At 39.6% G+C, this 22434-nt stretch carries 24 protein-coding genes and 1 pseudogene; 15 read left to right on the plus strand and 10 right to left on the minus strand.

The window, feature by feature from the left end:
* Positions 1–31 precede the first annotated feature (31 nt).
* Entirely contained in the window at positions 32–1393 is a 1362-nt protein-coding gene (gene der / locus KME09_23215) for a ribosome biogenesis GTPase Der (GenBank protein ID MBW4536845.1), read from the minus strand.
* A gap of 196 nt (positions 1394–1589) precedes the next feature.
* Here der and KME09_23220 point away from each other — a divergent pair, with 196 nt between their 5' ends.
* From KME09_23220 to KME09_23230, 3 genes are all read left to right on the plus strand, one after another.
* The gene (locus KME09_23220) at positions 1590–4829 is read left to right on the plus strand and encodes a hypothetical protein (GenBank protein MBW4536846.1); all 3240 of its coding nucleotides are present in this window, start codon (positions 1590–1592) and stop codon (positions 4827–4829) included.
* 129 nt (positions 4830–4958) lie between these two features.
* The gene (locus KME09_23225) at positions 4959–5282 is read left to right on the plus strand and encodes a metalloregulator ArsR/SmtB family transcription factor (protein MBW4536847.1); all 324 of its coding nucleotides are present in this window, start codon (positions 4959–4961) and stop codon (positions 5280–5282) included.
* Entirely contained in the window at positions 5279–5638 is a 360-nt protein-coding gene (locus KME09_23230) for an SRPBCC domain-containing protein (protein MBW4536848.1), read from the plus strand. The genes KME09_23225 and KME09_23230 overlap by 4 nt, the downstream gene beginning before the upstream one ends.
* Before the next feature lie 261 nt (positions 5639–5899).
* On the opposite strand, the pseudogene KME09_23235 reads toward KME09_23230, so the two are convergent.
* Positions 5900–6092: pseudogene (locus KME09_23235) on the minus strand (type II toxin-antitoxin system HicB family antitoxin).
* 77 nt (positions 6093–6169) lie between these two features.
* On the minus strand, positions 6170–8929 hold the full coding sequence (locus KME09_23240; protein ID MBW4536849.1) for an N-6 DNA methylase: 2760 nt from the start codon (positions 8927–8929) through the stop codon (positions 6170–6172).
* Positions 8930–9160: 231 nt separating this feature from the next.
* Between KME09_23240 and KME09_23245 the strand changes: the two genes are divergently transcribed.
* Together KME09_23245 and KME09_23250 are read left to right on the plus strand one after the other, a co-directional pair.
* On the plus strand, positions 9161–9424 hold the full coding sequence (locus tag KME09_23245) for a type II toxin-antitoxin system Phd/YefM family antitoxin (GenBank protein ID MBW4536850.1): 264 nt from the start codon (positions 9161–9163) through the stop codon (positions 9422–9424).
* Positions 9424–9726 carry a type II toxin-antitoxin system RelE/ParE family toxin gene (locus tag KME09_23250; GenBank protein ID MBW4536851.1) on the plus strand — a complete coding sequence of 101 codons (303 nt, stop codon included), beginning with the start codon at positions 9424–9426 and terminating at the stop codon, positions 9724–9726. The genes KME09_23245 and KME09_23250 overlap by 1 nt, the downstream gene beginning before the upstream one ends.
* 41 nt (positions 9727–9767) lie before the next feature.
* Here KME09_23250 and KME09_23255 read toward each other — a convergent pair whose 3' ends face one another.
* The gene (locus tag KME09_23255) at positions 9768–10619 is read right to left on the minus strand and encodes a CPBP family intramembrane metalloprotease (GenBank protein MBW4536852.1); all 852 of its coding nucleotides are present in this window, start codon (positions 10617–10619) and stop codon (positions 9768–9770) included.
* A 175-nt stretch (positions 10620–10794) separates the two neighbouring features.
* Positions 10795–11088, minus strand: coding sequence for an ATP-dependent Clp protease adapter ClpS (gene clpS / locus KME09_23260; protein MBW4536853.1), 294 nt, complete (start codon positions 11086–11088; stop codon positions 10795–10797).
* A 340-nt stretch (positions 11089–11428) separates the two neighbouring features.
* Between clpS and KME09_23265 the strand changes: the two genes are divergently transcribed.
* A complete protein-coding gene (locus KME09_23265; GenBank protein MBW4536854.1) occupies positions 11429–12337 on the plus strand; it encodes an alpha/beta fold hydrolase in 909 nt (302 codons plus the stop codon).
* 55 nt (positions 12338–12392) lie between these two features.
* Positions 12393–13184: a DUF2993 domain-containing protein gene (locus KME09_23270; GenBank protein ID MBW4536855.1), complete on the plus strand. Its 792-nt coding sequence runs from the start codon at positions 12393–12395 to the stop codon at positions 13182–13184.
* Between the two features lie 64 nt (positions 13185–13248).
* Here KME09_23270 and KME09_23275 read toward each other — a convergent pair whose 3' ends face one another.
* Positions 13249–13716 carry a GNAT family N-acetyltransferase gene (locus tag KME09_23275; protein MBW4536856.1) on the minus strand — a complete coding sequence of 156 codons (468 nt, stop codon included), beginning with the start codon at positions 13714–13716 and terminating at the stop codon, positions 13249–13251.
* Positions 13717–13859: 143 nt separating this feature from the next.
* On the opposite strand from KME09_23275, the gene KME09_23280 reads away from it, so the two are divergent.
* Positions 13860–14453 carry a thylakoid membrane photosystem I accumulation factor gene (locus KME09_23280; GenBank protein MBW4536857.1) on the plus strand — a complete coding sequence of 198 codons (594 nt, stop codon included), beginning with the start codon at positions 13860–13862 and terminating at the stop codon, positions 14451–14453.
* 130 nt (positions 14454–14583) lie between these two features.
* Here the strand turns inward: KME09_23280 and KME09_23285 are convergent, their stop codons facing one another.
* Positions 14584–15408, minus strand: coding sequence for an inositol monophosphatase family protein (locus KME09_23285; protein MBW4536858.1), 825 nt, complete (start codon positions 15406–15408; stop codon positions 14584–14586).
* 19 nt (positions 15409–15427) lie between these two features.
* Positions 15428–15979, minus strand: a complete 552-nt coding sequence (locus KME09_23290) for a hypothetical protein (GenBank protein ID MBW4536859.1) — start codon at positions 15977–15979, stop codon at positions 15428–15430.
* A 90-nt stretch (positions 15980–16069) separates the two neighbouring features.
* Here KME09_23290 and rseP point away from each other — a divergent pair, with 90 nt between their 5' ends.
* The 6 genes from rseP (at position 16070) to rpsN (ending at position 19531) form a co-directional block, all read left to right on the plus strand.
* Positions 16070–17161 (plus strand): RIP metalloprotease RseP, encoded by a 1092-nt coding sequence (gene rseP / locus KME09_23295; protein MBW4536860.1) that lies wholly within the window; start codon positions 16070–16072, stop codon positions 17159–17161.
* Between the two features lie 4 nt (positions 17162–17165).
* The gene (gene nth, locus KME09_23300; GenBank protein MBW4536861.1) at positions 17166–17870 is read left to right on the plus strand and encodes an endonuclease III; all 705 of its coding nucleotides are present in this window, start codon (positions 17166–17168) and stop codon (positions 17868–17870) included.
* 10 nt (positions 17871–17880) lie between these two features.
* On the plus strand, positions 17881–18309 hold the full coding sequence (locus KME09_23305; protein MBW4536862.1) for a putative toxin-antitoxin system toxin component, PIN family: 429 nt from the start codon (positions 17881–17883) through the stop codon (positions 18307–18309).
* Positions 18306–18551, plus strand: coding sequence for a hypothetical protein (locus tag KME09_23310; GenBank protein MBW4536863.1), 246 nt, complete (start codon positions 18306–18308; stop codon positions 18549–18551). Before KME09_23305 ends, KME09_23310 begins: the two co-directional genes overlap by 4 nt.
* Positions 18552–18620: 69 nt before the next feature.
* Positions 18621–18986 carry an ester cyclase gene (locus KME09_23315; protein MBW4536864.1) on the plus strand — a complete coding sequence of 122 codons (366 nt, stop codon included), beginning with the start codon at positions 18621–18623 and terminating at the stop codon, positions 18984–18986.
* A gap of 242 nt (positions 18987–19228) precedes the next feature.
* Positions 19229–19531 carry a 30S ribosomal protein S14 gene (gene rpsN / locus KME09_23320; GenBank protein ID MBW4536865.1) on the plus strand — a complete coding sequence of 101 codons (303 nt, stop codon included), beginning with the start codon at positions 19229–19231 and terminating at the stop codon, positions 19529–19531.
* Between the two features lie 101 nt (positions 19532–19632).
* On the opposite strand, the gene bioD is transcribed toward rpsN, so the two are convergent.
* The gene (gene bioD, locus KME09_23325; GenBank protein MBW4536866.1) at positions 19633–20346 is read right to left on the minus strand and encodes a dethiobiotin synthase; all 714 of its coding nucleotides are present in this window, start codon (positions 20344–20346) and stop codon (positions 19633–19635) included.
* 418 nt (positions 20347–20764) lie between these two features.
* On the opposite strand from bioD, the gene KME09_23330 reads away from it, so the two are divergent.
* Entirely contained in the window at positions 20765–21730 is a 966-nt protein-coding gene (locus KME09_23330) for a ribose-phosphate pyrophosphokinase (GenBank protein MBW4536867.1), read from the plus strand.
* Between the two features lie 101 nt (positions 21731–21831).
* Here the strand turns inward: KME09_23330 and lepB are convergent, their stop codons facing one another.
* Complete coding sequence (lepB, locus tag KME09_23335; protein ID MBW4536868.1) at positions 21832–22398, minus strand: signal peptidase I; 567 nt, start codon at positions 22396–22398, stop codon at positions 21832–21834.
* Positions 22399–22434: the final 36 nt, after the last annotated feature.

Genomic DNA, 22434 nt, shown 5'->3' on the forward strand with positions numbered 1-22434 from the left:
AATCAGTAATTACTAATCATGTAGCTTTATTCTATTTAACCTTAGTCGCTTTATTTGCGCCTCTTTCCAATTCCCGCATTTTTTTACCACGCCAAATCAACTTAACAGGTGTCCCTGTAAACCCAAGCTGATCGCGAAATTGGCGATCGATATAACGGCGATAGTTATCATTAAAGCGTTTGGGTTCGTTCACAAATAAGGCAATAGTCGGCGGTTGGGCGCTTACTTGAGTACCATAATAAATTCTGCCCTGTTTTCCTTGACGGTTAGTAGGGGGAGAGTGCCAGCCTACAGCTTCTTCTAAGACTTCATTGATGACGGAAGTAGTTACCCGACGACGATGAGATTCCGCAGCCACATCCACCAGATCGAGGATTTTATTTACTCGTTGTCCTGTCATGGCGCTGACAAAAATCATTTCCGCCCATTCCATAAAATAGAGACGAGACAAAATTTCTTTTTTATATTCGTTGATTGTGCCTGTATCTTTCTCTACTGCGTCCCATTTGTTAATGATCAAAATAACCGCTCGACCTTCATCAATAATGCGTCCTGCCAGTTTTAGATCCTGTTCCGTAACGCCATCTAGGACATCAATCACAAACAGCACCACATCTGAACGGCGAATCGCTTTGAAAGCACGGTTGATGCTAAAGAATTCTGCACCGTAGTCAACGTTTTTCTTACGGCGAATCCCTGCGGTGTCAATGAGACGATAGGTTTGTTCTCCCCGCTGGACGATCATATCGATCGCATCTCTAGTAGTACCCGAAACAGGACTGACTATCGAACGTTCTTCCCCTGTCATAGCGTTGAGCAAGCTAGATTTACCCACATTAGGACGACCAATAATTGCTACCTTGATCTCGTTGTCTTCCACCAACTGATCCACAGGAGGTAAATGGGTCACGAGTTCATCTAAAAGTTCTCCTGTACCGCTACCGTGAATCGCCGAGATGGGATAGGGTTCTCCCAGTCCCAATTCCCAAAATTCCGAGGCTTGGGCTAAACCTTGTTCAACAGACTCACACTTATTAACAGCGAGTAAAACAGGGACAGATTGACGACGTAACCATTCAGCAATTTCGCGATCGCCATCCATTAGGCCAAATTGACCATCCACCACAAAAATCGCTGCCGAAGCCTCTACTAATGCAGCCATTGCCTGCTGACGAATCATGGGTAGGAACTCTGTATCATCATCAAAAACTAGTCCGCCTGTATCAACTATTTGAAAATCGCGATCGCGCCAAAATGAAGGACGGTAAGTGCGATCGCGGGTAATTCCTGGTTCGTCATGGACGATCGCCTGTTGATCTCCAGCCAAACGATTGACAAAGGTAGATTTGCCCACGTTGGGTCTACCAATAACAGCCACTATAGGTAATTTCATATTCTGTTTAAGACGCTACACATTACGCCTGTAAATTTAATGATTGATGAAGAGATTAGTTTGCTGATATGCAAGCTAGCTAACTAATTTATCATAATCTAGAATTGATTTCTAGAAAATAATATATTTTTTTATAGTTATATTTGTGACCAAGACTAGAAATTTTACATTAACATTTTAGACGTTCCCAATTACTATGTTTAATCAAAATCCTTTAGAAAAGCTAGTTAATTCATTAGAGTCCTTAACTTTTGGCGATCGCATCTTGGAAGGGATTAAGTTGGGTAAGAAAGAACCAAACGAACCTGAGATTGCTAATCTGATTAATGATTTGCAGCAGGGTAATTATTACCATAGATTATTAGCATTATATTCTTGTTATGGTAGCTATAACGGAGAAAGAGTTTTAACTGCGATTAAAGATAATTCTCGCAGTATTCGTCGTAAAGCGATCGATCTAATTACAATTGTGGGTAGTGACAGACAAATTTTAACTGCCCTGGAAACATTTAATTATAAACAGCTTCGAGTTTTATTTAAGTATTTACGAAAAAGAAATCGCCTAGCAATCATAGATACCTGTTTAATTAAATTAATTGAGCGCGATGAGCAAAAAGTAGCTCAATTGTTAGTTTACGGTACAGCAGAAATAATCAATCGCTATCAAGATAGAATTTTAGAATGTATAGGAGTAGATGAGTGGAGTAATTTAGCGCGGTTACATCCTGAAATTGCTCTTAATACCTTACAAGAATACGCTACTAAATCTACAGGTAAAGATTGGCGATTTTTAGCTTATTTTCACAGCTGTATATCTAGATTGGCAAAATTATATCCCGATCGCTCTTTAGCTTTAATTCAAAATTTAGTTAGTCATCCTTCTTTTAACGATCTTAGATGGCAAAACTTAGTTTATTATCGCCCTGTCGAATCAGCACAGTTAGTTTTACAGTCGCAGAATAAAGTACAAATAAACTTAAATGTTATTGCTCATAAATTACCTCAAGACTTATTAATTAATCTAATTCAAAATCAAGAACATACTGTTAATAATTATGCTCTCTGGCTACCAAAACTAAAACCAGCCAAACGTACAGCAATATATGAACAATGTCATTTAGGTTGGCGCGATGATCATGGCTGTTTATCTAGGGATTTAATCAAGCTGTTTCCTCAAGCTATCAGAGAGAAAGAAGCAAGATATCACTTAGATTTACCTCTGTTAAAAACACGTCCAACTCAACGCCTTCCTTATGTTGCTTTCTTACCCTGGGATGAAACCAAGGGAACTATACAACCTTATCTGCAAAACCCTGATGCAGATTCAAGAATACTTGCCCTCAAAACTATTATTGATGCAACTCAGTATAATCGTACTCATTTACCAGAATTACTCAAGATAATTTGCGATCGCCATAACGAACAAGATCCTGTGAGAAATGCCATGCTTTATGGCTTGGCTAGTTTACCTCCAAGTATTTGGCAACAGGAACATTTAGCAAATTTAGACACAATCCTAACTGATACTTTGAAAGCTGCGGATTTGAGTGCTGCTACAGCAAATCACGCTCAATATATCATTATTAAGATCTTACCGTTTTATCCTCAATGGTCGGCAGAATGGTTATCCAAATTAGTTCAAGCCAGAGGAAGAATCAATTTTTATCATCTTGAAAGCCGTCTGAATAATACTCAAGTACAGCAACTCGCACCTATCCTCCTTCCTGTCTTTAAATCGTGGGAAACTAGAGAAAGAGAATGGAATATTATTGAAGCAGGACGTAGTTTTGGTAGACGTTTAAAAGTCTTTGATGGCTTAGTAGATATCTTAGAAAGAGTTTTAAATAGTACTATCTACCCATACCATGCTAACTGGATTTTAAATATTTTAAGCGAGCATAGACGCGATCGCCTAGCTTTTTTAATTCCTCAATTACTCAATCAGGATAAAAGTTGGTTTACTCAGTCTGCTGTTAATCTATATCTCCATAACTTCCGTCAAGACTTACTCACTCCGTTTTTAGGGCAAACTGCATACAAGGGCAAATTCAGTACAGGCAAGACACGCTTTGTTCCTTTCTTTTATGGAGGCTATAGCCGTTGGACAGATAAACAACAAACCATCTTTGCTCAATCTCTCGAAAGCTTAACTAGAGACGACAAACGAGATACTCCAGCAGTCTGGAGTGCAATCGAACAGTTAGCTTTATTACCTGCTGTTAAACAGACGAGGTTGATGCAGTTAGCCAGCCTCAAAAATCCTCAAGAGGCAATTAGAGATAGAGCTTTGCGCGCTTTATCTAAGTTAGATGGAGGACAGGGTGTACCAGAATTATTATCAGCTTTAGATGATGCTCGCGCTAGAATTGCCATCTATGCTTTGCGTAAATGTTTGCTGGAGATGCCTGTAGACAATGCGGTGTCTATTCTTCAAAATGCTTCCTGGGAGAAAATAACCGTCGCCAAGGAGATTATTCGTTTGTTGGGCGATTTAGCTTCAGCAACAGCTTACCAAGAATTATTAGCTTGGAATGATCGAGATTTACATCGCGATGTGCGTATTGCCTTATTAAGATCCTTATGGGAACATCTAGAAAAAGAAGAAACTTGGGTAATTCTCGAACAAGCTGCCACAGATCCTGATGAGGCAGTGGCAACAATGGTAGGGAGAACTCCAGGAGACAGATTATCAAATGTAGCCGAAATTAAATTAGTATCTTTACTTGTAACTCTCTTAAATCGCCCTGAACCTACTCTGCGTCTCACTATTTTACAACGCTGCTATCAGTTACCTGTTAGAGATACCCAACAAATCTTGTTATCCCAGTTATTAAAATCTCTAAATTCAAATTATCTTGATGAAGTCAAAGCTGCTGCTAATGCTATTTTTGTTACCTATAGAGATGCAGAAACCATTGCAGAAAGCATTAAACAAATTATTCCTAACCGTCGTAGTTTAAATTTAGTTATTTCCAGCCTGCAATCTCAACTATCTAACTATGGTCAAGATATTTTATTGATTGTCAGAGCTATCATACCCTTACTGGCAATCGATCCCATTACTGTCTCGCTGCAAATAAAATTAGCCGTTGCTTCTCTTCCTTGGAATGAATTAGGAGAATTTTTGCTCGACTTAAATAAAAGAGGAGAATTACATTCTGATGCTTTAACTACTGCTGAGAGTGCGATTTTACATGCTCATTATCGTCCAGATATCGATCGCTTACACCATCTTGAAATAACTTTAGCAGCTAGTGAAGATGAAAAAATACGTCGTCTGGCTTTATCAGCATTAGTGGCACAAACAACATCTCGTTTGGGCTGGAATAAAGAGAGAGTCCAGAGATTATTTGCTTATCGTCAAGATTCCTCCGTTCTAGTTGCGGCTGCTGCTCAATTTACTTTTCCACCAGACAAAATCATTGTGGATAACTAATCTTTAATTCTTTAGTTGTCTCGATTTGCTTTAGAAATTGATTACGATTATTACTTAAACAGTTGACATTTAAGCAAACACTTAAGTACTATATTATTAGTTAAGCAAATACTTAACTATTGTGGATATATGAGTAGAACTGCTGGTAATGCTGATGTTTTTGCTGCGATCGCCGATCCGACTCGACGGGCAATTCTCGACTTATTACGTCAAGGAGAACAACCTGTTAAGCAAATCGCCCAACCATTTTCTATGTCACTTCCTGCTATTTCGCAACATTTAAGCGTGTTGTGTGAAGTGGAACTTGTTACCCAGAGAAAAGAAGGACGACAGCGATTTTATCGTTTAAATCCAGAACCTTTAAAGCAGGTATCTAATTGGGTAAATCATTACGAACAATTCTGGCAAGACAAGTTAGATGTTCTTGGTAACTATTTGGAGGATAATCCGTGAAAGAGCAAGTAAAGCTAAATATTTTTTATCCTCATCCACCAGAAAAAGTCTGGCAAGCTTTAACCGACTGCCGTATTCTCAATGCTTGGATGATGAATAATAATTTTGAACCGTGTTTAGGGCATAAATTTAAGTTTGAAAGCAATTCTTTACCAGGCATAATAACAATCATTCACTGTGAGGTAGTGGAACTAAATAAGCCCAAACGTCTTGCTTATACTTGGCAGGATGAGATGACAAGTGAACCGTCATTAAGAGATAAACTAACGGAGTTGCTTAACTACAGAAATTCTAAAGAAGAATGGGATTATCGTCTTCAGCAAAAGCTACCGCAAGTACTAAAGAAAAACTATTGAGACAGACGGAAAGGAATGTCAAACGGGAACTTTCTGGTTTACTCTTGCTAATACTAAAAACGGTTCTCACAAAGCAATTACCGATGTCGAACTGCTGACAATTCGATTAGGTGCAATGGGAGAGTTTGAAACTTGAAGCTGATAACGAACAAGGTGGGCAATTTTGATTGTTAATTTGTGTTGTTGAGTTGAACTGGGATTCGCCCACCCTACAGAAATATCTTTTGATGATTAACACCTGGAAGTTTTGGCATAATTATCCTACTTCCAGATATCGAGATCAGCATCTTGGTTTATCTCTTCAACTGTCTCTAGATATGTACTAATCGCATCTCTAATATTTTCTAAAGCCTCCTCTTCTGTCTCTCCCTGTGACCAACATCCAGGTAAACCAGGACACTGGACAGCGTATCTATCCTTCTTCACTTTTTTTGAGTCGGACTTGATAGCGCATAAGATTTGAATCTAATTGTTTTAACTTTATCGATCATAAATCTTGAGTAAATAAATTGGTCTTTATTGATGGCAAAATTAATCAGGCGATTTTGCACCAATTACTTTCTCGCCTCGTTTTTCTTTGGCTGCTAATTCTAAATTTAATTCTAGAAGTTTGGCTAAAATATCGTCATTTTTCCTAAAATCATAAGCTTGCATAACTAATTTATCTAACTCTTGATGTAGTTGATAAAGTTTACTGGCTGGTTCATGAAAGTAGGCGTTATAAAGTTGCGTAATTCCCCATTGTTTCTTTGACATTTGTTCGGTGCGATATTGATGCAATTCAATGGTTTTATTGCGGATTTGTTCGATAATTGTTCCCGTCGATGCGTTTCGTGATGCAGGGGCGGTTCGCGAACCGCCCTTACCCGATGCACCCACACCAGGATTTTGGGGAAAAGGAAAGGTTTCAAAACAAGTCGTATTTGTATAACGGGTGTCGCCTTTTAATGTAGAGCTTTGAGCTTTTACCCACAAGCGATGAATATTTGATGTCAATATTCCTAAAATATAATAATCATCTGATGTAACAACGGTTGTAGAATCAGCAGGTAGCCAATTAATATTAACAGGAAGAAAAATAAACCATTTAGAATGTCTTGGTACAATAAAATAATGTGATAAGTTATCAATAGCTTTTCTCATTGCTGGTCTTTTTTCTCCAAATTTCCACCAATTTAATCTTGTTGGTTTTCTTCGATTATTATCTCTTTTTGGTTTAACAGTATTTTTTAAATGCTCAAAAGGTAATTTATAATCACTAGCATCTTCTAAGCACATATCATTAAAATCAATAATCCATCTACTAGGATTACCATGAGGATTATCCGTCAAATCATCAGCAGAACAAGACTGCTTTAGAACATTTTTATTTTGATTATCTTGAGCAATCCATAATTGAGCTTGTCTTTCATTAATATAAAAACCTTTCCCTACTGGAATAATCCCTTGAAAGCTTTTATTCTTATTTACTTTAAGCTCAAGAGCTTTGGAAACATCAACATTGATAGTCAAAGAAGAATTAATACGAGCTACCTGCTTGTCATCTAAAAAGTATTTATCTGGTTGTTCATAACTCCAGTTAACTATACTTACATGAACTTCGGCTTCACCTGACCAAACTTGACTAGAAATTGCTTCGTGTATCTGTCCACCTTTGTTAGTAACATAATCTAAAGTTGCTATACGGCTTTTTCCCTGACTAATCGAATTAGTTCCAACTAAACCTACTCTACCTGTTTCGTTAATATTATCCTGTGCTAAGCGAAACCAATAGCTACAAAAATCAACATCTTTAACATCAGGAAACTGTTTAAATACTTGCTCTACATATTCATCTCCCAGATTTAAGCGCATATGTTTACCACCCAAAAACGGAGGATTACCAATAATTGCGCCTGCTTTTACCCATTCGCTAAACAAAGCATCTTGACAGACAATATTATTATCTAAAGTATCGAGGGGTAATTCTTGTTCCGTTAAATCCAACTTGTCGATCGCAACTTTCTTAGCAATAGTCATAGTAACTTTCGCCAACTCTACTGCAAAGGGATTTATGTCCATGCCGTAAAACTGCAAGGGTGTTACCAATCCCATTTGTGTTTGTTGTTTACCAATTTCTGATCTACGACGAGAAGCTGTTTTATCTAATAAAAACTTTTCGATTTCTTTAAGTTCTTGATAGGCAAGATATAAAAAATTTCCCGAACCACAAGCGGGATCGAGGACTTTATAGCTCTTTAGTTCTATTTGCAAACTATTTAACTCGTCTATTGTATTAGCAGCTTCTATTTTTGCATCCCAATAATTACTAATAGTCGGCTTAACAATTTTCATGATGTCCGCTTCCGAAGTGAAGTGCATCCCATGAGCATGACGTTCTTTTTTATTTGTCGTACCTTCAAAAATATTACCGAAAATTGCAGGGCGAATTTGTTTCCAGTTTTCCCGCGCTGCTGAATCGAGATAGTTTAATTCTTCTTTGGTTAATTCGATGGGATGAATGGTAGCAAACAAACCACCATTAAAATAGTCTACTCCTTTGTACTTACCCGCAGGACTAATTCCTGGTCGATTCATTTCCTGAAATAAACCACCCAAAACATCATAAGAACTTCTGCCACCCAGACAGTCTTGAATGCAGTTAATAAACATATCGGTTGGTAACATTCCTCGATCTTCGGCAAACATGGCTAAAACACATTGCAAAACTAATCTTTGCGCAGCGAGAATACTAAAATCTTCTTTTATACCCCTTTGCTTGAGGATTTCGCATAGTTCGCCCATTTTGCGAGCAGTTTCTTTAGTTACCTCTACCTGATTATTTTGAAAAACTGGGTTTTGCTGTTCCAACCCCATAAAGCCAAAAGCTGACGATCTTTCAGGTAATTGCTCAAGATTGATAATATCTACGGGTTCGTCAACTTGATTATCAAAATCGTAAATCCAAAACTGATCGAAGTTACATAGCATTACGTAGCGTGGACGATTGGGAACGATTCTTGTCCAGTAATTAAAAGCCTGACGGTAATGTTTGCCTAAATCTTCCCCCTGTTTCTTCATTTCAATCAAGACGCGGGGTTTCCAGACTAAATCCGCAAAACCTGTCTTACCTTTATTACTTCCCTTTTTAATAGCAACTTCGTATTCTGCACCAGCTTGTAATGCACCATGATGTCCAAAAGCCTGAAAAAACCTGTCTAAAAATACCTGTGCCTGACTTCTTTCTCTGCCTGTAATGTATTGCCGACGATAATTGACAAACTCATTGAGGCTTTGGGCGGTAGCTACCATATATCTAGTCCAAAAACTGATATAGATAGCGTTCCTTTGCTGAAAACCTAAAACATACAGGAATCTACTCGATCTCGATCGAGATGCATGGCGAAATCTCGGTATTTTGCAGGATGATTAAAGCGAGAATTGCTCGGTAAATAGCCCACCCTACTTTAATATTCTCAAAACGTGATGGAATCTTAAAAATCGTATTATAATCAAAGTGTACATTTAAGCGTACATTTCTCAATGCCAAAATATCTCACCATTACAGAAGCTAGAAAAAATCTTCTAAGCTTACCTGATGAACTAATTAATGAACCCATAATCATTACCAAGCATGGTAAACCCGTAATGGTTACAGTCAGCTATGAACAAATGGAATCTTTATTAGAAACTTTAGAAATACTAGAGGATAAAGAATTTAGTTCCCAATTGTCTGCAAGCATTCAACAAGAGCAAGCTGGAGAGAGCGTTAGCTGGGAAGAGGCTAAAGAAAAATTAGGGTGGTAATGCAGTACAGAATCGAAATTACACCTCTAGCAATAGAATTATTGAGCAAGATTAAAGATAAAAGAGAACAGCAAGGATTAAAACAGAGAATTGAGAAATTAACCTCCGAACCAGAAAAACAGGGTAAAGCTCTATCGAGAAAGCTGAAGGAATACCGTAGCGTTAGAGCTTTAGGTCAACGTTACCGAATTGTTTATCGAGTCGATCGCTCTACAATTACAGTATTAATAGTTGGCGCAGGTATTCGTAAAGAGGGAGCGAAAAAAGATATTTACGCTATTTTAAATAAGTTTTTTAGTTAATAGTTTTGAGGTGAGCATTGCCGACACTATTTAACTCAAATTTACTCAAACTTACAAATACAATGCCATAATTGATGTTTCATAATTATCCCAGCCAAACCCGATAAAAACAGCAAACCCATCACTCCTGCGATCGGATTGCCATCAATCCCTGTAACCCAAACAGGAACTTGGTTATTGTACTTAATCAACTGACCCACATTGACGATATAGTAACCCCAGACTAATCCTGCATGGATACCAATCGAAATACCCAAGCGATCGCCATGTTGATATTTAGCCAACACTAAAGTAATTCCTAATAAAACCAAAGCAGGAAAAGTCACCGCCGTACGTATAATCTCGGCAACTGGCTTGAGAAAATGAGCTATAGCATAGGCGATCGCCGTTACCCAAATACAGGTTTTTTTACTGTAATCGCGCTGCAATTCATCCAGCAACCAACCCCGAAATAGTAATTCTTCGGCTAAAGCAATACCGACGGCGCTGAACCAGCCTTCGATGATAATTCTGATTAAACTAGCGGATGGATGAATTACTTCGATCCAACCTAAAAGTGCTTCGGTGATAAATAATCCCAGACACAGCCAAAAGCCGATCGCTAAACCTTGCCAGAATTCTCGCGTATTTTTCTGACTTCTAGCTAAACCGTATCGAGTATAAATATGGCGATCGCCATAAACAAATCTGCCCCAAATTTGCCAGCAACAAAGTAATTCTAAAAATAGCAACGCCATTGTCAAAATACTGGCAAGGTTACTGTCTTCCCGTAAGAACCAATAAATTGGTAATGCCAAAGGTAGCCATAAAATTGACAAAGCACCAAGGAAAATTATTAATCTCAATGGTGCTGAAAACTCGGCTATTTTTTTAAACCGTCTTAACCGTGAAATATTTGGCAACTGACTATCGCTAATTAATCAGCCCTACCATAGCATTACTTACAGCTGTTTTCAATTGAATAAACTACGCTGTTGACTAACTAGTTCTTAGCTCTTAGCTTTTAGCTTTTAGCTTTTAGCTTTTAGCTCATATATTCTACTCAACTGAAAAGCACAGTAAGCTGAATTAGTCATCCGCTTCAATCGTACTGGTCAAACCACTATTACATAAGGTTTCTGCATAAAACTCTGCATGTTCTAAAGCGCAGGTAATTACCAACCCAACTCCACTATTATGAGTTTCCATCATAATATTGACTGCTTGAGGCGGAGTCATGCCAGCAATAGTCTGCATTAAAACCTGAACCACATACTCCATAGGGTTAACGTCATCATTATGCAACAAAACCTTATAGCGGGGTGCATGTTTACTGACGGTTGAAGTTGAGCTTTTGTCTATTACAGAAGTTCCCAATGACACAATGATATTCTCCTTTGAAATTTCTTTTACTTTTGTTTACTTCTCCCCGATGTAGTTGTTCAGGGACATTTTACACTTTGGCGATCGCCAAGTAAGATGTTTCACCTTAGCTATCAAATAGTTCCAGCCTGCATTGGCTAACTACCCTAGCAATAAATTTACAGATTGAAACACTTACATACATCATAACTAAACCTCTGAGTTGATTTCCAGTTCTTTTTGCCTTGTTATAACTAGACCAATGATTAATATTACTCATCAGTGAGATATTGTTAATTAAAGCAAACCACAGCATAAAGAAGTTAACATAAATTAATAATGAATATACTTCAAATCAGAAATGCCCATAATTTCTCCTCTCATTACCCAATCTGTTCCTGGCACTTACTGGCAGTGGCGTGGTAATTCAATCTACTATGTCTCTGGAGGAGAAGCCCAGTCCAACAAACCTCCTTTGCTTTTGGTGCATGGTTTTGGGGCATCTACCGATCACTGGCGCAAAAATATTATTCAGCTACAATCACAGTTTCAGGTATGGGCGATCGATCTTTTAGGTTTTGGCAGATCGGCTAAACCCAAACAAGAATATAGTGGCAACCTCTGGCGAGAACAGCTACATGACTTTATTACTGAAGTAATTAGACAGCCTACAGTACTAGTAGGAAATTCCCTTGGCGGCTATGCTTCTCTTTGTGTAGCAGCAGAATATCTCCAATCTACAGCAGGATTAATTTTGCTTAATAGTGCAGGGCCTTTTTCTGACAATTTAGAAAGTTCTCAGTCTCAGTCTCGTTCTAATCCTTGGGGTCAACTGGTACGCTCAATTTTATTGCAGCCCTGGGCAAGTTTATTGCTGTTTCAATATGTACGCCGTCGCTCTATAATTCGTAAGACCCTAAATAAGGTTTATTTTGATCCCAGTGCTGTTACCGAGCAATTGATTGAAGATATCTATCGTCCTTCTTGCGATCGCGGTGCAGCGGATGTGTTTAACGCCGTGTTTAAAACTCCTCAAGGGGAAAAAGTAGATGTCTTGTTAGGCAAAATGCAATGTCCTCTGCTGCTTTTGTGGGGTGAAAAAGATCCCTGGATTAAAGCGAGGGAAAAGGGAGTACAATTTCGTCAGTACTATCCTCAATTAACCGAACATTATCTGCAAGCGGGTCATTGCCCTCATGATGAAGTTCCAGAACAGGTAAACGATTTGATTGCTAACTGGGTTTTAACCATCGATCGGTCACAATCTTAATTGCTGTCTTCTTAATAATTTGTTACAAGGTAAGAGTAACTCTATCTATAGCTCTATGTTTGGTGGATTTGTTGGATTTGGGAATAAAAAAGGCGGAGATTGGGGCGAAAACCTAATTAATACTGTCGCAAGCAACACAATCCGTCACTTATTTACTCGTAGTGATGCGGTAGAAGTATCGGTAAAGTGCAATCCTTCTAGCAAACTACTTCAGGGAACGATTGATAGTTTCAAAATGAGTGGTCGAGGGTTAGTGATCCGTAAGCAGTTTCGTACCGAAGAAATGTCTTTTGAAACAGATGCGGTGGCGATCGATTTTGGTTCGGCAGTCCAAGGAAAAATAGCGCTGAAACAACCGACTCAGGCGATCGCTCAGGTAAAATTGTCTCAAGATGATATCAACAAGTCTTTTGAAGCGGATCTAGTTAGGAAGCGGTTAGAAAATCTAACTCCTGATGCCTTAACTGAGATATCGGGTGGAGTACCAATTTCTTTTACTGATGTGGAGGTACAGCTATTACCTGACAACAGAGTCAAATTGTCGGCTAAGGCTAGCTGGAACGATACTACCGTACCTGTAAGTCTCAAGTGTATATTGGCAGTTGGCAAGCGCCGAAGAGTCAAGTTTGACCAGGTTCAATTCGCGCAGGACGATATACCACCTGAACTACGCGACATTTCTCAAGATTTAACCTTAGCTTTGGGAGAAATACTCAACGATATGGTAGATCTCGACAAGTTTAATCTTGATGGAGTTAAATTACGTCTCAATCGTCTACAAACTGAAGGACAAATGCTGCTATTTAGTGGTTATGCCCAAATTGAGCGAGTACCCCAGACAAGTTAAATGCAGTCAGAGTAGGGGCGATTCGCGAATCGCCCGTACAGAAGTCGAATCGCCCGTACAGAAGTCAGAGTAGAGATGATGATAAGTTTCTGTTCATGGTGATGTGGGGTATTCCTGTAGTGGTTGAAGGGAATTGCTTGCCGTGGGTTTGGAAACCAAATTTTTGGTAGAAGCCAACAGCGGTTGTTCGAGCATGAAGAGTAAGAGCGATCGCCTTCTCTTGTTTCGCTTGCTCAATCAAAAACAAAAGTATCCTGCTACCAAAATTTTGCCCTTGATAACCAGGTTTTACTACCATCTGGGAGATTTGATAAACACTGTTGTCTTGGGGAACTAATTGACCGCATGCGACCACGGAGTTTTTAATTAAAATAGCAGCATGAAAATATTCTGCTTGGCGTTCATCCTGCACTATGTCCCAAGGTAAGCTGTGTTCGGCATAAAATAATTCGTATCTCAGTTGACAAGCTTGCTGAAATTCCTCGCTGTTATATTTAATCAGCTCGATCTTGGACTCTTTGATTATCCTCACTTTTTATATTTGATAGCCTAAAGAAAGATAAACTGGAAACTAGAGCAAATCGGTCTTTACTTAAAGCTTAGCCCTAAAGGATTTCCTTCGGTCAGCTTAAAGCTAATTGACAGCATATTTTTCAGAATAAATTTATTTTCAGCATGATTTTAAGCGCATTATCTAACAATCTTATTCAATTACTCAAGATATCTTGGAGTCGGTTAGCTCTCTTTTTGGTAGTTTTAATCGCTAGTTCTGCCATTTGGACTATACCCGCATCAGCAACGATTAACGACGATCGCTATGAAGGTAATATTTATGTTCTCTTTGGTGGCAATGGCTCTCTTGTTCCCCCACGCATGGATTTACCAACTTCTTTAAAGCGAGGGAAACCCGCAATTTTAGTATTTTATATCGATGATAGTAGTGATTGTAAGCAGTTTTCTGGTTTAGTTACTCGTCTACAAGAATTCTATGGTCGTGCAGCTAGTATTATTCCTGTTAGCGTCGATTCTTTTATCGATCGAGACAAATACAGTCCTGATGAACCTGCTTACTATTACAGTGGGGTAGTACCTGAAACCGTAATCCTCGATCAAAAAGGTCAAGTGGTTTACGACGGCAAAGGACAAGTTCCTTATGAGGAAATGGACGATGTACTGCGCAAAGTCTTCGATCTGCTACCACGTTCTGAATCCGAGGTATTAAAACGCCGCTCGTTTAATGAGTTTAATTCAGGAATGAGTAAAGACTAGTTTCACAAAAGACTTACAGCTTATATAGCAATCTTAAATGAAATGAGAAATTTCTACTACCTACTACCTACTACCTACTACTTACTACCTAAAAACCAATCAATGTAATTTCATGAATCAAATAGGACTGCTATAGCTTATAGCTTTTTGGTAACACGCATTTGACCAAAGGTTCAAACTGAGAAACTAGTTCACTACGACATAAGCCTAAACTGGGAATGGATACTTTACCGTAGTCTTTACCATGCTGTAGTGGAAACTCAAATTGATGATCGAGAAACACAAATTCTCCGCCAGCGGCTTTGACAATCACCCATGCAGCAGCTATGTCCCAAATTTTCGGAGTAGCTTCTACGCCTCCAATTGCTACTCCTGCTGCGACTAACAGTAAGTTATAGCTGGCAACGCCGAGCATTCTTACCTTGCAGGGAAAAGGTTGTTGGAAGATAGCTTTACTACGAGCGCAAAGGTTAAACAATTGCGTACCACTAGGATTTTCGCGACTAGTATGGATCGGCTGATGATTTAAATATGACCCTGTATAGCCAGATAATCCTGAGTCACCGTACCAATAGCCATGAAATGTCTGCTTAGTCGGGGGAAGATAAACAAAGCCAAAAACGGGAGTTCCTTGATAAAGTAGTCCCAGAGAAATTGACCACAAAGGAACACCACGAGTAAAGTTAGTCGTACCGTCAATGGGATCGATAATCCAGCACCAATCATGCTCAGGAAAGATATGTACTGTTTCCTCGCTTAAAACGCCGTGTTCGGGAAAAGTTTTGGCGATCGCCTCACGGATTTGCCGATCTGACCATTTATCCGCCTGAGTAACTAAGCTACCGTCTTCTTTTTCCTGCGCCTGGATTTTACCAAAGTCTTGCATCAGGCGATCGCTCACTGTTTCAGTAGTCTGGACACAAAAGTCTAAAACTCGATCCCAAAATTCATTCATAGGTTATCGTCTAAGGTTATTATTCATTATCGGCAATTTTGAGTTGCTCTAGTAGTTGTTTAATTAGTTGTTTAACTTCTGACTGACTTAAAGCCACTTTAACTTCTAATTTTTCAGCCGCGTCTCGCAGCAAGATAATTCCTTGACCATTTTTGACAGTGGCTGCGATCTGCGGATTTAGCAAGTTCAGCTGCTGATATGCTATCACTGGCAGACTGACGCTGATTACTACCTGAGATTGAGATTGCGGAAAAATATAGAGTCTTTGCTTGCTGATGTTCAAATCTAGCTTATGGGGAGTAATGTTACGCTCATCTGTCCCCTGTTTATTGCGCCAATAAAGAGTAATTCCTCTAACCTGGGGTGTTTCTAAGACCAACTTCTCATCAAACTTTTGCGGTTGCCAGTCTAGCTCTTCTAAATTACCGCTGGGAGGTATTAAGCGCTGTTGCCAAGCTACCTCTTTTCCTGCAAGCTCAGACCACCATTGAGCGATCGCCTTGAGATTATCCCCATTGTCAGACTGGCTGCTATTTTGTTGCCAAATTAAATTATTGAAATTATTACTCATGCTAAAACTCCTGATGTATCAAGATAGGCAGAAGAATGTTCTAAAATAGTAAGTCGTACTCAACACTTATAAAAGTAATATTTTTAAAATATGTCAGTTTTAGCGGCAATTTCAGTCGTACTCCTATTAATCGTAGTTCATGAGTTTGGTCATTTTGCAGCCGCAAGATTACAAAAAATTAGAGTTAACCGCTTCTCGATTGGGTTTGGGCCTACTCTGTTAAAATATCAGGGTTCAGAAACTGAATATGCGATCCGTGCTATTCCTTTAGGTGGTTACGTCGGCTTTCCCGATGACGATCCTGATAGTGAGATTCCGCCAGACGATCCTAATTTACTGCGCAATCGTCCTGTTTTAGATCGAGCGATCGTCATTAGTGCTGGAGTCATTGCTAACTTAATTTTTGCTTACTTTCTGTTAGTGGGTCAAGCCTTTACTATTGGATTTCAAGATATTCACTATCGACCTGGAGTCTTAGTTCCTCAACTACTAAATCAAGCGGAGTCTGCTGCTGCGCAAGCTGGAGTTCAGCCTGGTGACATTATTTTAAGCATAGATGAGGTAGATTTAGGAGATTCTGCTGATGCTTTAGAAAATTTGCGTCGCGAGATTCAAAAATCCCCTAATCAGATTTTAGAATTAACCATCAAGCGTGGTACTGACATTATTAATCTTAATGTTAAACCTGATATTGGTCAGGATGGTAAAGGAAAAATCGGTGTAATGCTAGCTCCCAATGGAGATATTGTCCGTCGTCGTGCGGCCAATGTAGTTGAAGGTTTTACCGCAGGAGCAAACGAATTTCAACGGATTATTCAGTTAACCGTCCAAGGATTTTGGCAGTTAATCAGCAATTTTCAGGAAAATGCACAACAAGTAGCTGGCCCTGTTGCAATTGTAGCGGTAGGTGCAGAACTAGCGCGGAATGATTTAGGTAACCTATTTCAGTTTGGCGCTTTAATCAGTATTAACTTAGCAATTATTAATATTTTGCCTTTACCTGCTTTAGACGGTGGTCAACTAGCATTTTTGACGGTGGAAGGAGTTACTGGTAAACCCTTGCCTAGCAAGCTGCAAGATGGCATTATGCAGACTGGTTTAGTCTTGTTACTTAGCTTGGGAGTGTTTATTATTGTGCGCGACACCATTAACTTGGCTTTTTTCCAGAATTTATTTCAGTAGCTAAATGCTAAATAGTGCTGCTCAGAAATCCACTAAGCAAACACCACCAAGAAGAAAGCGATCGCCGAGTAAAGCTCTTAAACAGCGATCGCTCGATATTTTTACCCTCTTAACCGAACTATATCCCGACGCTACCTGTAGCCTGAATTATGAAACCCCAGTACAGCTTTTAGTGGCGACCATTCTTTCAGCTCAATGTACCGATGAACGGGTGAATAAGGTTACTCCTGCTTTGTTTGCCGAACTGCCTGATGCACCTACGATTGCAGGATGCGATCGCGATCGTCTAGAAACTTTAATTCGCTCCACTGGCTTTTATCGTAATAAGGCAAAAAACATTCAAGGTGCTTGCCAAATGATTATGAGTGATTTTGCAGGGGAAGTCCCCAGCGAAATGGAGCAGTTGCTAAAATTGCCAGGAGTAGCTCGTAAAACGGCTAATGTTGTCTCGGCTCATGCTTTTGGCAATATTCAGGGTGTTACAGTAGACACTCATGTCAAACGCTTAACTAATCGCTGGAAACTGACTAAATCTGATAACCCAATTCAGATCGAGCGGGATCTTATGGCATTGTTACCCCAGCCAGAATGGGAAAATTACTCGATTCGCACTATTTATCATGGCAGAGCAGTTTGTAAAGCCCGCAAGCCTCAATGCGATGTCTGTCAACTGGCTCAGCTTTGTCCATCGGCAAAGGAATACTTGTGATTAATTATTAATGCCCTTACCCCAAGTCGTTATTGATACCAATGTCATTGTTGCTGGGTTGAGATCTAGACGTGGTAGTGCATTTCAATTGTTATCATTCATTGATACAGAACAATTTGACATACACTTGTCAGTACCTCTCGTACTGGAATATACAGAGGTTTTGCTACGGGAGCTACCAAATCTCTACCTAAATCGTGATGAAATAGATGATTTAATCGATTTCTACTGTGCAGTGAGAGTGCTTCATGAAATTTTCTTCCTTTGGCGACCATTCTTGCGCGACCCAAAAGATGAAATGGTGCTGGAGCTTGCAGTCAAAGCAGGATGTGAGAGTATAATTACATATAACACCCGTGACTTTGCAGGCGTTGAGCAGTTTGGTTTAAAGCTCCTTAAGCCTTCAGAGTTTTTACGCTTGATAGGAAAGCTGCCATGAGTATTGTTCAAGTTCAAATTCCTGACTCATTACATAAAAGTCTGTCCGATCTCGCTGGTCGTGATGGAATTTCTATCGATCAATTTATATCTACTGCGATCGCGGAAAAGCTCTCAGCTTTGATGACCGAGAATTACCTCAAGGATAGGGCTGGAAAAGGTAATCGGGCAAAGTATGAGGCGATCCTCGCAAAAGTTCCCGATGTAGAGCCAGAAGAATACGACAAGATACCGACTGTCTAATAAGCCCGTAGCACATTGATCGTATTGAATTTTCACTTCGATACAATCTAGTTTTTAACGAAATTTTGTATGCTGACTGAACAAAACAAAGCTCTGGTTCTCCAGTTCTACAAAGCATTCGACGATCGCAAGATGGATCGAGCTTTAGAACTTTTGGCTCCAAATTTTATTGCTCATATGGCAGGGATGCCAAAGCCGTTGGACGGAGAAGAGTTTAAGCAGTTTGGGATGGCATTTTATTTAGCCTTTAGTCAAGGTCAACACGTTTTCGATCAGGTTGTGGTTGCAGACGATAAAGTGGTGACGTGTGGAAGGTTTACTGCAAGACATCTTGGAGAATTTCAAGGTCTTCCGCCAACGGGCAAGCAAATCAGCTTGTCGGTCATGCACATCGATCGAGTCGAGGATGGAAAAATCGTGGAGCATTGGGGGTAGGGCGATGCACTCGGATTGATGCAGCAGTTAGGAATTGTCTTCTTGCCAGGCCCAAAGCTATTTCCACAAATACTAAAAGGCGCTGTAGTCAAACTGTTGAGGAAAGCCTGAAAGAATTTAACAGAGACAGAACCGTACTGCAAAAAATTTAAGAACCCATGATTAACGTCTGAGTTCGAGTTATAATTTGAAACTGTGTCTTTATAAATCAATAAATTTTATCCTAAAGGATACACTAAGTTATGGCAAAGAAAGCAATGGTAGAGCGGGAAAAAAAACGCGCTCACTTGATTGAGAAATATGCTGAGAAGAGAGCAGAATTGAAAGAACAGTTGCGTACAGCTACTTCTGCTGCTCAAAAACTAGAAATTAGTCGTCAGATTCAAAGATTACCTAGAGATAGCTCGGCTACTCGTAGACGCAATCGTTGTATGCTTACAGGTAGACCCAGAGGCTACTACCGCGATTTTGGTTTATCTCGTAACGTTTTGAGAGAATGGGCGCACGAAGGTTTGCTGCCTGGAGTGGTCAAATCTAGCTGGTAAGCTACTAACAGGAAGCTTTAAGCTTCATTAAAAATAGGAAAGAGAGAGACAAACGTTGCATAAGATAATTCTCTCTCAGACCTTCATTCATTTTTACGTTTTTAAAGATACACTTCTTGCTTAGGCAAAATTAATTCGAGATCCCAGTTTGCTACCTTTTGGGCAATGCGATCGCTGTTATCCCAGTCTTTGGCGTAAGGTAAAGTACCAATTACGGGGACATTAGTTAAAGACTGAATTAAATTGATGGGAGTTAAGTCTTCTGTTCTACCCACCGCTTCGAGTTGAGCGCAGTTAAGAATAATTCCTCGCAAATCAATCTTCAAACTACGGGCTAAAGCAACGTTAGCTACTGTATGAGCGATCGCTCCTAGCTTCACAGGTACTACCAAAACAGTAGGTAAGCGCCAATCAGCAGCAATATTCCCTACCGTTAACTCTTCCGTCACAGGAGAACCCAAACCCCCCAGAGACTCCACGAGAACTAACTGAGACTTTTGTTCTGCCAAACTAAGTTTTTGCCATATTTCCCCTAAGTTAATTATCTTACCTTCTTTAGCAGCAGCGATCGGTGGGGCTAGGGGTGCCTCAAAACGCAAGGGAGGGACTATTTCAATGCCCTTTACCTCAGCAAATAAACGTTGATATAGCTCCACATCGCCAACACCTGTCTGCATTAACTTAAATATACTTAGGAGATTTTGTCGATCATTATCTCGATTTAAACGGTATTTTTGCCAGTAAACTGTTAAGGCGATCGTCACAAAAGTTTTTCCCACATCTGTATCTGTACCTGCAATTAATAAGGTTGTCATAATGGCAATTTTGGCTCGCTATAGTCTTGTTTAGATTTGCTTTTTTAGAATACCAATATTATTGAGAAGAGAAACTTTCTTCTATTGATGCCAGTAAATTGATGTCAGTAAATTTTACCAAGGCTAAATAAGTTAAAAAAAAGTACAATGTAGCCATAAAGATTTAGTATAGGAATAAACAAAAATAGATTAAGAAGCTTAAAAAAAGCTAAAATAATCTCAAAATTTTACTTTAATTTTTTTATTAGTGAATTTTAACTCTATTGTTTTCAGACAAATTGTTATTTACCTCTAACTAGGTAATTTGGTATTGTAATTGCCATAACTATCACTAATAATCATCGTAATTCTCAGACTATCCTGAACTAATTTGAATATATTTGCCGTGAGCCATAGTACTACCTTAATGCCTCAGCCGATGGAGCAGACCACCTTCTTATCAGACTCCAATCGTCTTAGATTGTTTTCTGGTTCGGCTAATGTTCCGCTTGCCAAAGAAGTAGCCCGCTATATCGGTATGGATCTAGGCCCGATGATTCGCAAGCGGTTTGCTGATGGAGAGCTTTACGTTCAAATTCAGGAATCGATTCGGGGGGCAGATGTTTATCTACTGCAACCCTGCTGTAATCCTGGCAATGATAATTTGATGGAGCTGATGATTATGATTGATGCTTGTCGCCGAGCATCCGCCCGCCAGATTACTCCCGTAATTCCTTATTATGGCTATGCTAGAGCAGACCGTAAAACGGCTGGCCGCGAGTCTATTACTGCCAAACTAGTAGCTAATTTGCTAACGGAAGCAGGAGCAAGTAGAATTTTGGCGATGGATTTACACTCAGCACAAATTCAAGGATACTTTGATATTCCCACGGATCATGTCTATGGTTCTCCAGCTATTCTCGAATATTTGGCAGCCAAGAAATTAGATGATTTAGTGGTAGTGTCCCCTGATGTGGGGGGAGTAGCCAGAGCTAGAGCATTCGCCAAAAAATTAAATGATGCTCCTTTGGCAATCATCGATAAGCGTCGCCAGGCTCATAATGTGGCAGAAGTGATGAACGTGATTGGTGATGTGGCGGGTAAGACTGCTATTTTAGTCGATGACATGATTGATACCGCAGGAACTTTAGCCGCTGGGGGTAAATTATTACGCCAAGAAGGAGCCAAAGAAATCTACGCCTGTGCTACCCATGCCGTCTTTTCTGGCCCTGCCGTAGCGCGATTATCTGAAGGTATTTTTAAAGAAGTTATCGTTACTAATACAATTCCTATTCCCGAAGAGAAAAAGTTTGAACAGCTAACGGTTCTCTCAGTGGCTAGTCTGTTGGGAGAAGCAATCTGGCGGATTCACGAGGCAAGCTCCGTCAGCAGTATGTTTCGCTAATTAAAGCTAGTTAATTTAATTCAAAAGCTCCTGCGATCGCTTTTAATGATAATGTTGCAGGAGCTTTTTTCGCTCATACCTACTTGACTTTTACTTAGCTTTTACTTAGCTTGAGCGTCAGGATATAAAGGTTGGTGATTTAAAGGGCCGATTCGATCGGGGGGCCAAAACCGAACTGTTGCCCGACCAATGAGATTTTTTAGTGGCACAAAGCCCCAGTAGTGGGAGTCGTAGCTGTTATTACGATTGTCTCCTAAAACTAAATATTGTCCTTCAGGTATTTTCGTAGCAGGATATTCATAGTTTGGTGGATTGAGAATATACTTTTCACTCAACTTTTGGTTGTTAACGTATACTGCGTTATTTTTGACCTCTACTGTGTCCCCAGGAATGCCAATCACTCTTTTAATAAAGGCTTCTTTATAATCTTGTTGCTTCAGAGTTTCTGTCGGTGAAAAAACCACCACATCTCCCCGTTCTGGTTTGCGGAAACGGTAGCTAATTTTCTCAACGATTAAGCGATCGTTGATTTCTAAAGTTGGCAGCATCGACTCAGAAGGAATATAGCGAGCTTCCGCTACACAGGCGCGAATTCCTATTGCCAAAATTCCAGCGGATACCAGAGTTTTTAAAAGTTCGACTATAGGATTTTCTTGTTTTTCTGTCATAAACACACAGCCTCTAGGGTGGAATGAGATTCAGTC

Source organism: Pleurocapsa minor HA4230-MV1, assembly GCA_019359095.1.
GTDB classification, from domain to species: Bacteria; Cyanobacteriota; Cyanobacteriia; order Cyanobacteriales; family Xenococcaceae; genus Waterburya; species Waterburya minor.

Excerpts from the sequence above, each read along its gene's own strand:
- der (MBW4536845.1), bottom strand. The coding sequence starts at position 1,393 with ATGAAATTACCTATAGTGGCTGTTATTGGTAGACCCAACGTGGGCAAA.
- KME09_23220 (MBW4536846.1), top strand. The coding sequence starts at position 1,590 with ATGTTTAATCAAAATCCTTTAGAAAAGCTAGTTAATTCATTAGAGTCC.
- KME09_23225 (MBW4536847.1), top strand. The coding sequence starts at position 4,959 with ATGAGTAGAACTGCTGGTAATGCTGATGTTTTTGCTGCGATCGCCGAT.
- KME09_23240 (MBW4536849.1), bottom strand. The coding sequence starts at position 8,929 with ATGGTAGCTACCGCCCAAAGCCTCAATGAGTTTGTCAATTATCGTCGG.
- KME09_23245 (MBW4536850.1), top strand. The coding sequence starts at position 9,161 with ATGCCAAAATATCTCACCATTACAGAAGCTAGAAAAAATCTTCTAAGC.
- KME09_23250 (MBW4536851.1), top strand. The coding sequence starts at position 9,424 with ATGCAGTACAGAATCGAAATTACACCTCTAGCAATAGAATTATTGAGC.
- KME09_23265 (MBW4536854.1), top strand. The coding sequence starts at position 11,429 with ATGCCCATAATTTCTCCTCTCATTACCCAATCTGTTCCTGGCACTTAC.
- KME09_23270 (MBW4536855.1), top strand. The coding sequence starts at position 12,393 with ATGTTTGGTGGATTTGTTGGATTTGGGAATAAAAAAGGCGGAGATTGG.
- KME09_23280 (MBW4536857.1), top strand. The coding sequence starts at position 13,860 with ATGATTTTAAGCGCATTATCTAACAATCTTATTCAATTACTCAAGATA.
- KME09_23285 (MBW4536858.1), bottom strand. The coding sequence starts at position 15,408 with ATGAATGAATTTTGGGATCGAGTTTTAGACTTTTGTGTCCAGACTACT.
- KME09_23290 (MBW4536859.1), bottom strand. The coding sequence starts at position 15,979 with ATGAGTAATAATTTCAATAATTTAATTTGGCAACAAAATAGCAGCCAG.
- rseP (MBW4536860.1), top strand. The coding sequence starts at position 16,070 with ATGTCAGTTTTAGCGGCAATTTCAGTCGTACTCCTATTAATCGTAGTT.
- nth (MBW4536861.1), top strand. The coding sequence starts at position 17,166 with ATGCTAAATAGTGCTGCTCAGAAATCCACTAAGCAAACACCACCAAGA.
- KME09_23305 (MBW4536862.1), top strand. The coding sequence starts at position 17,881 with ATGCCCTTACCCCAAGTCGTTATTGATACCAATGTCATTGTTGCTGGG.
- KME09_23310 (MBW4536863.1), top strand. The coding sequence starts at position 18,306 with ATGAGTATTGTTCAAGTTCAAATTCCTGACTCATTACATAAAAGTCTG.
- KME09_23315 (MBW4536864.1), top strand. The coding sequence starts at position 18,621 with ATGCTGACTGAACAAAACAAAGCTCTGGTTCTCCAGTTCTACAAAGCA.
- rpsN (MBW4536865.1), top strand. The coding sequence starts at position 19,229 with ATGGCAAAGAAAGCAATGGTAGAGCGGGAAAAAAAACGCGCTCACTTG.
- bioD (MBW4536866.1), bottom strand. The coding sequence starts at position 20,346 with ATGACAACCTTATTAATTGCAGGTACAGATACAGATGTGGGAAAAACT.
- KME09_23330 (MBW4536867.1), top strand. The coding sequence starts at position 20,765 with ATGGAGCAGACCACCTTCTTATCAGACTCCAATCGTCTTAGATTGTTT.
- lepB (MBW4536868.1), bottom strand. The coding sequence starts at position 22,398 with ATGACAGAAAAACAAGAAAATCCTATAGTCGAACTTTTAAAAACTCTG.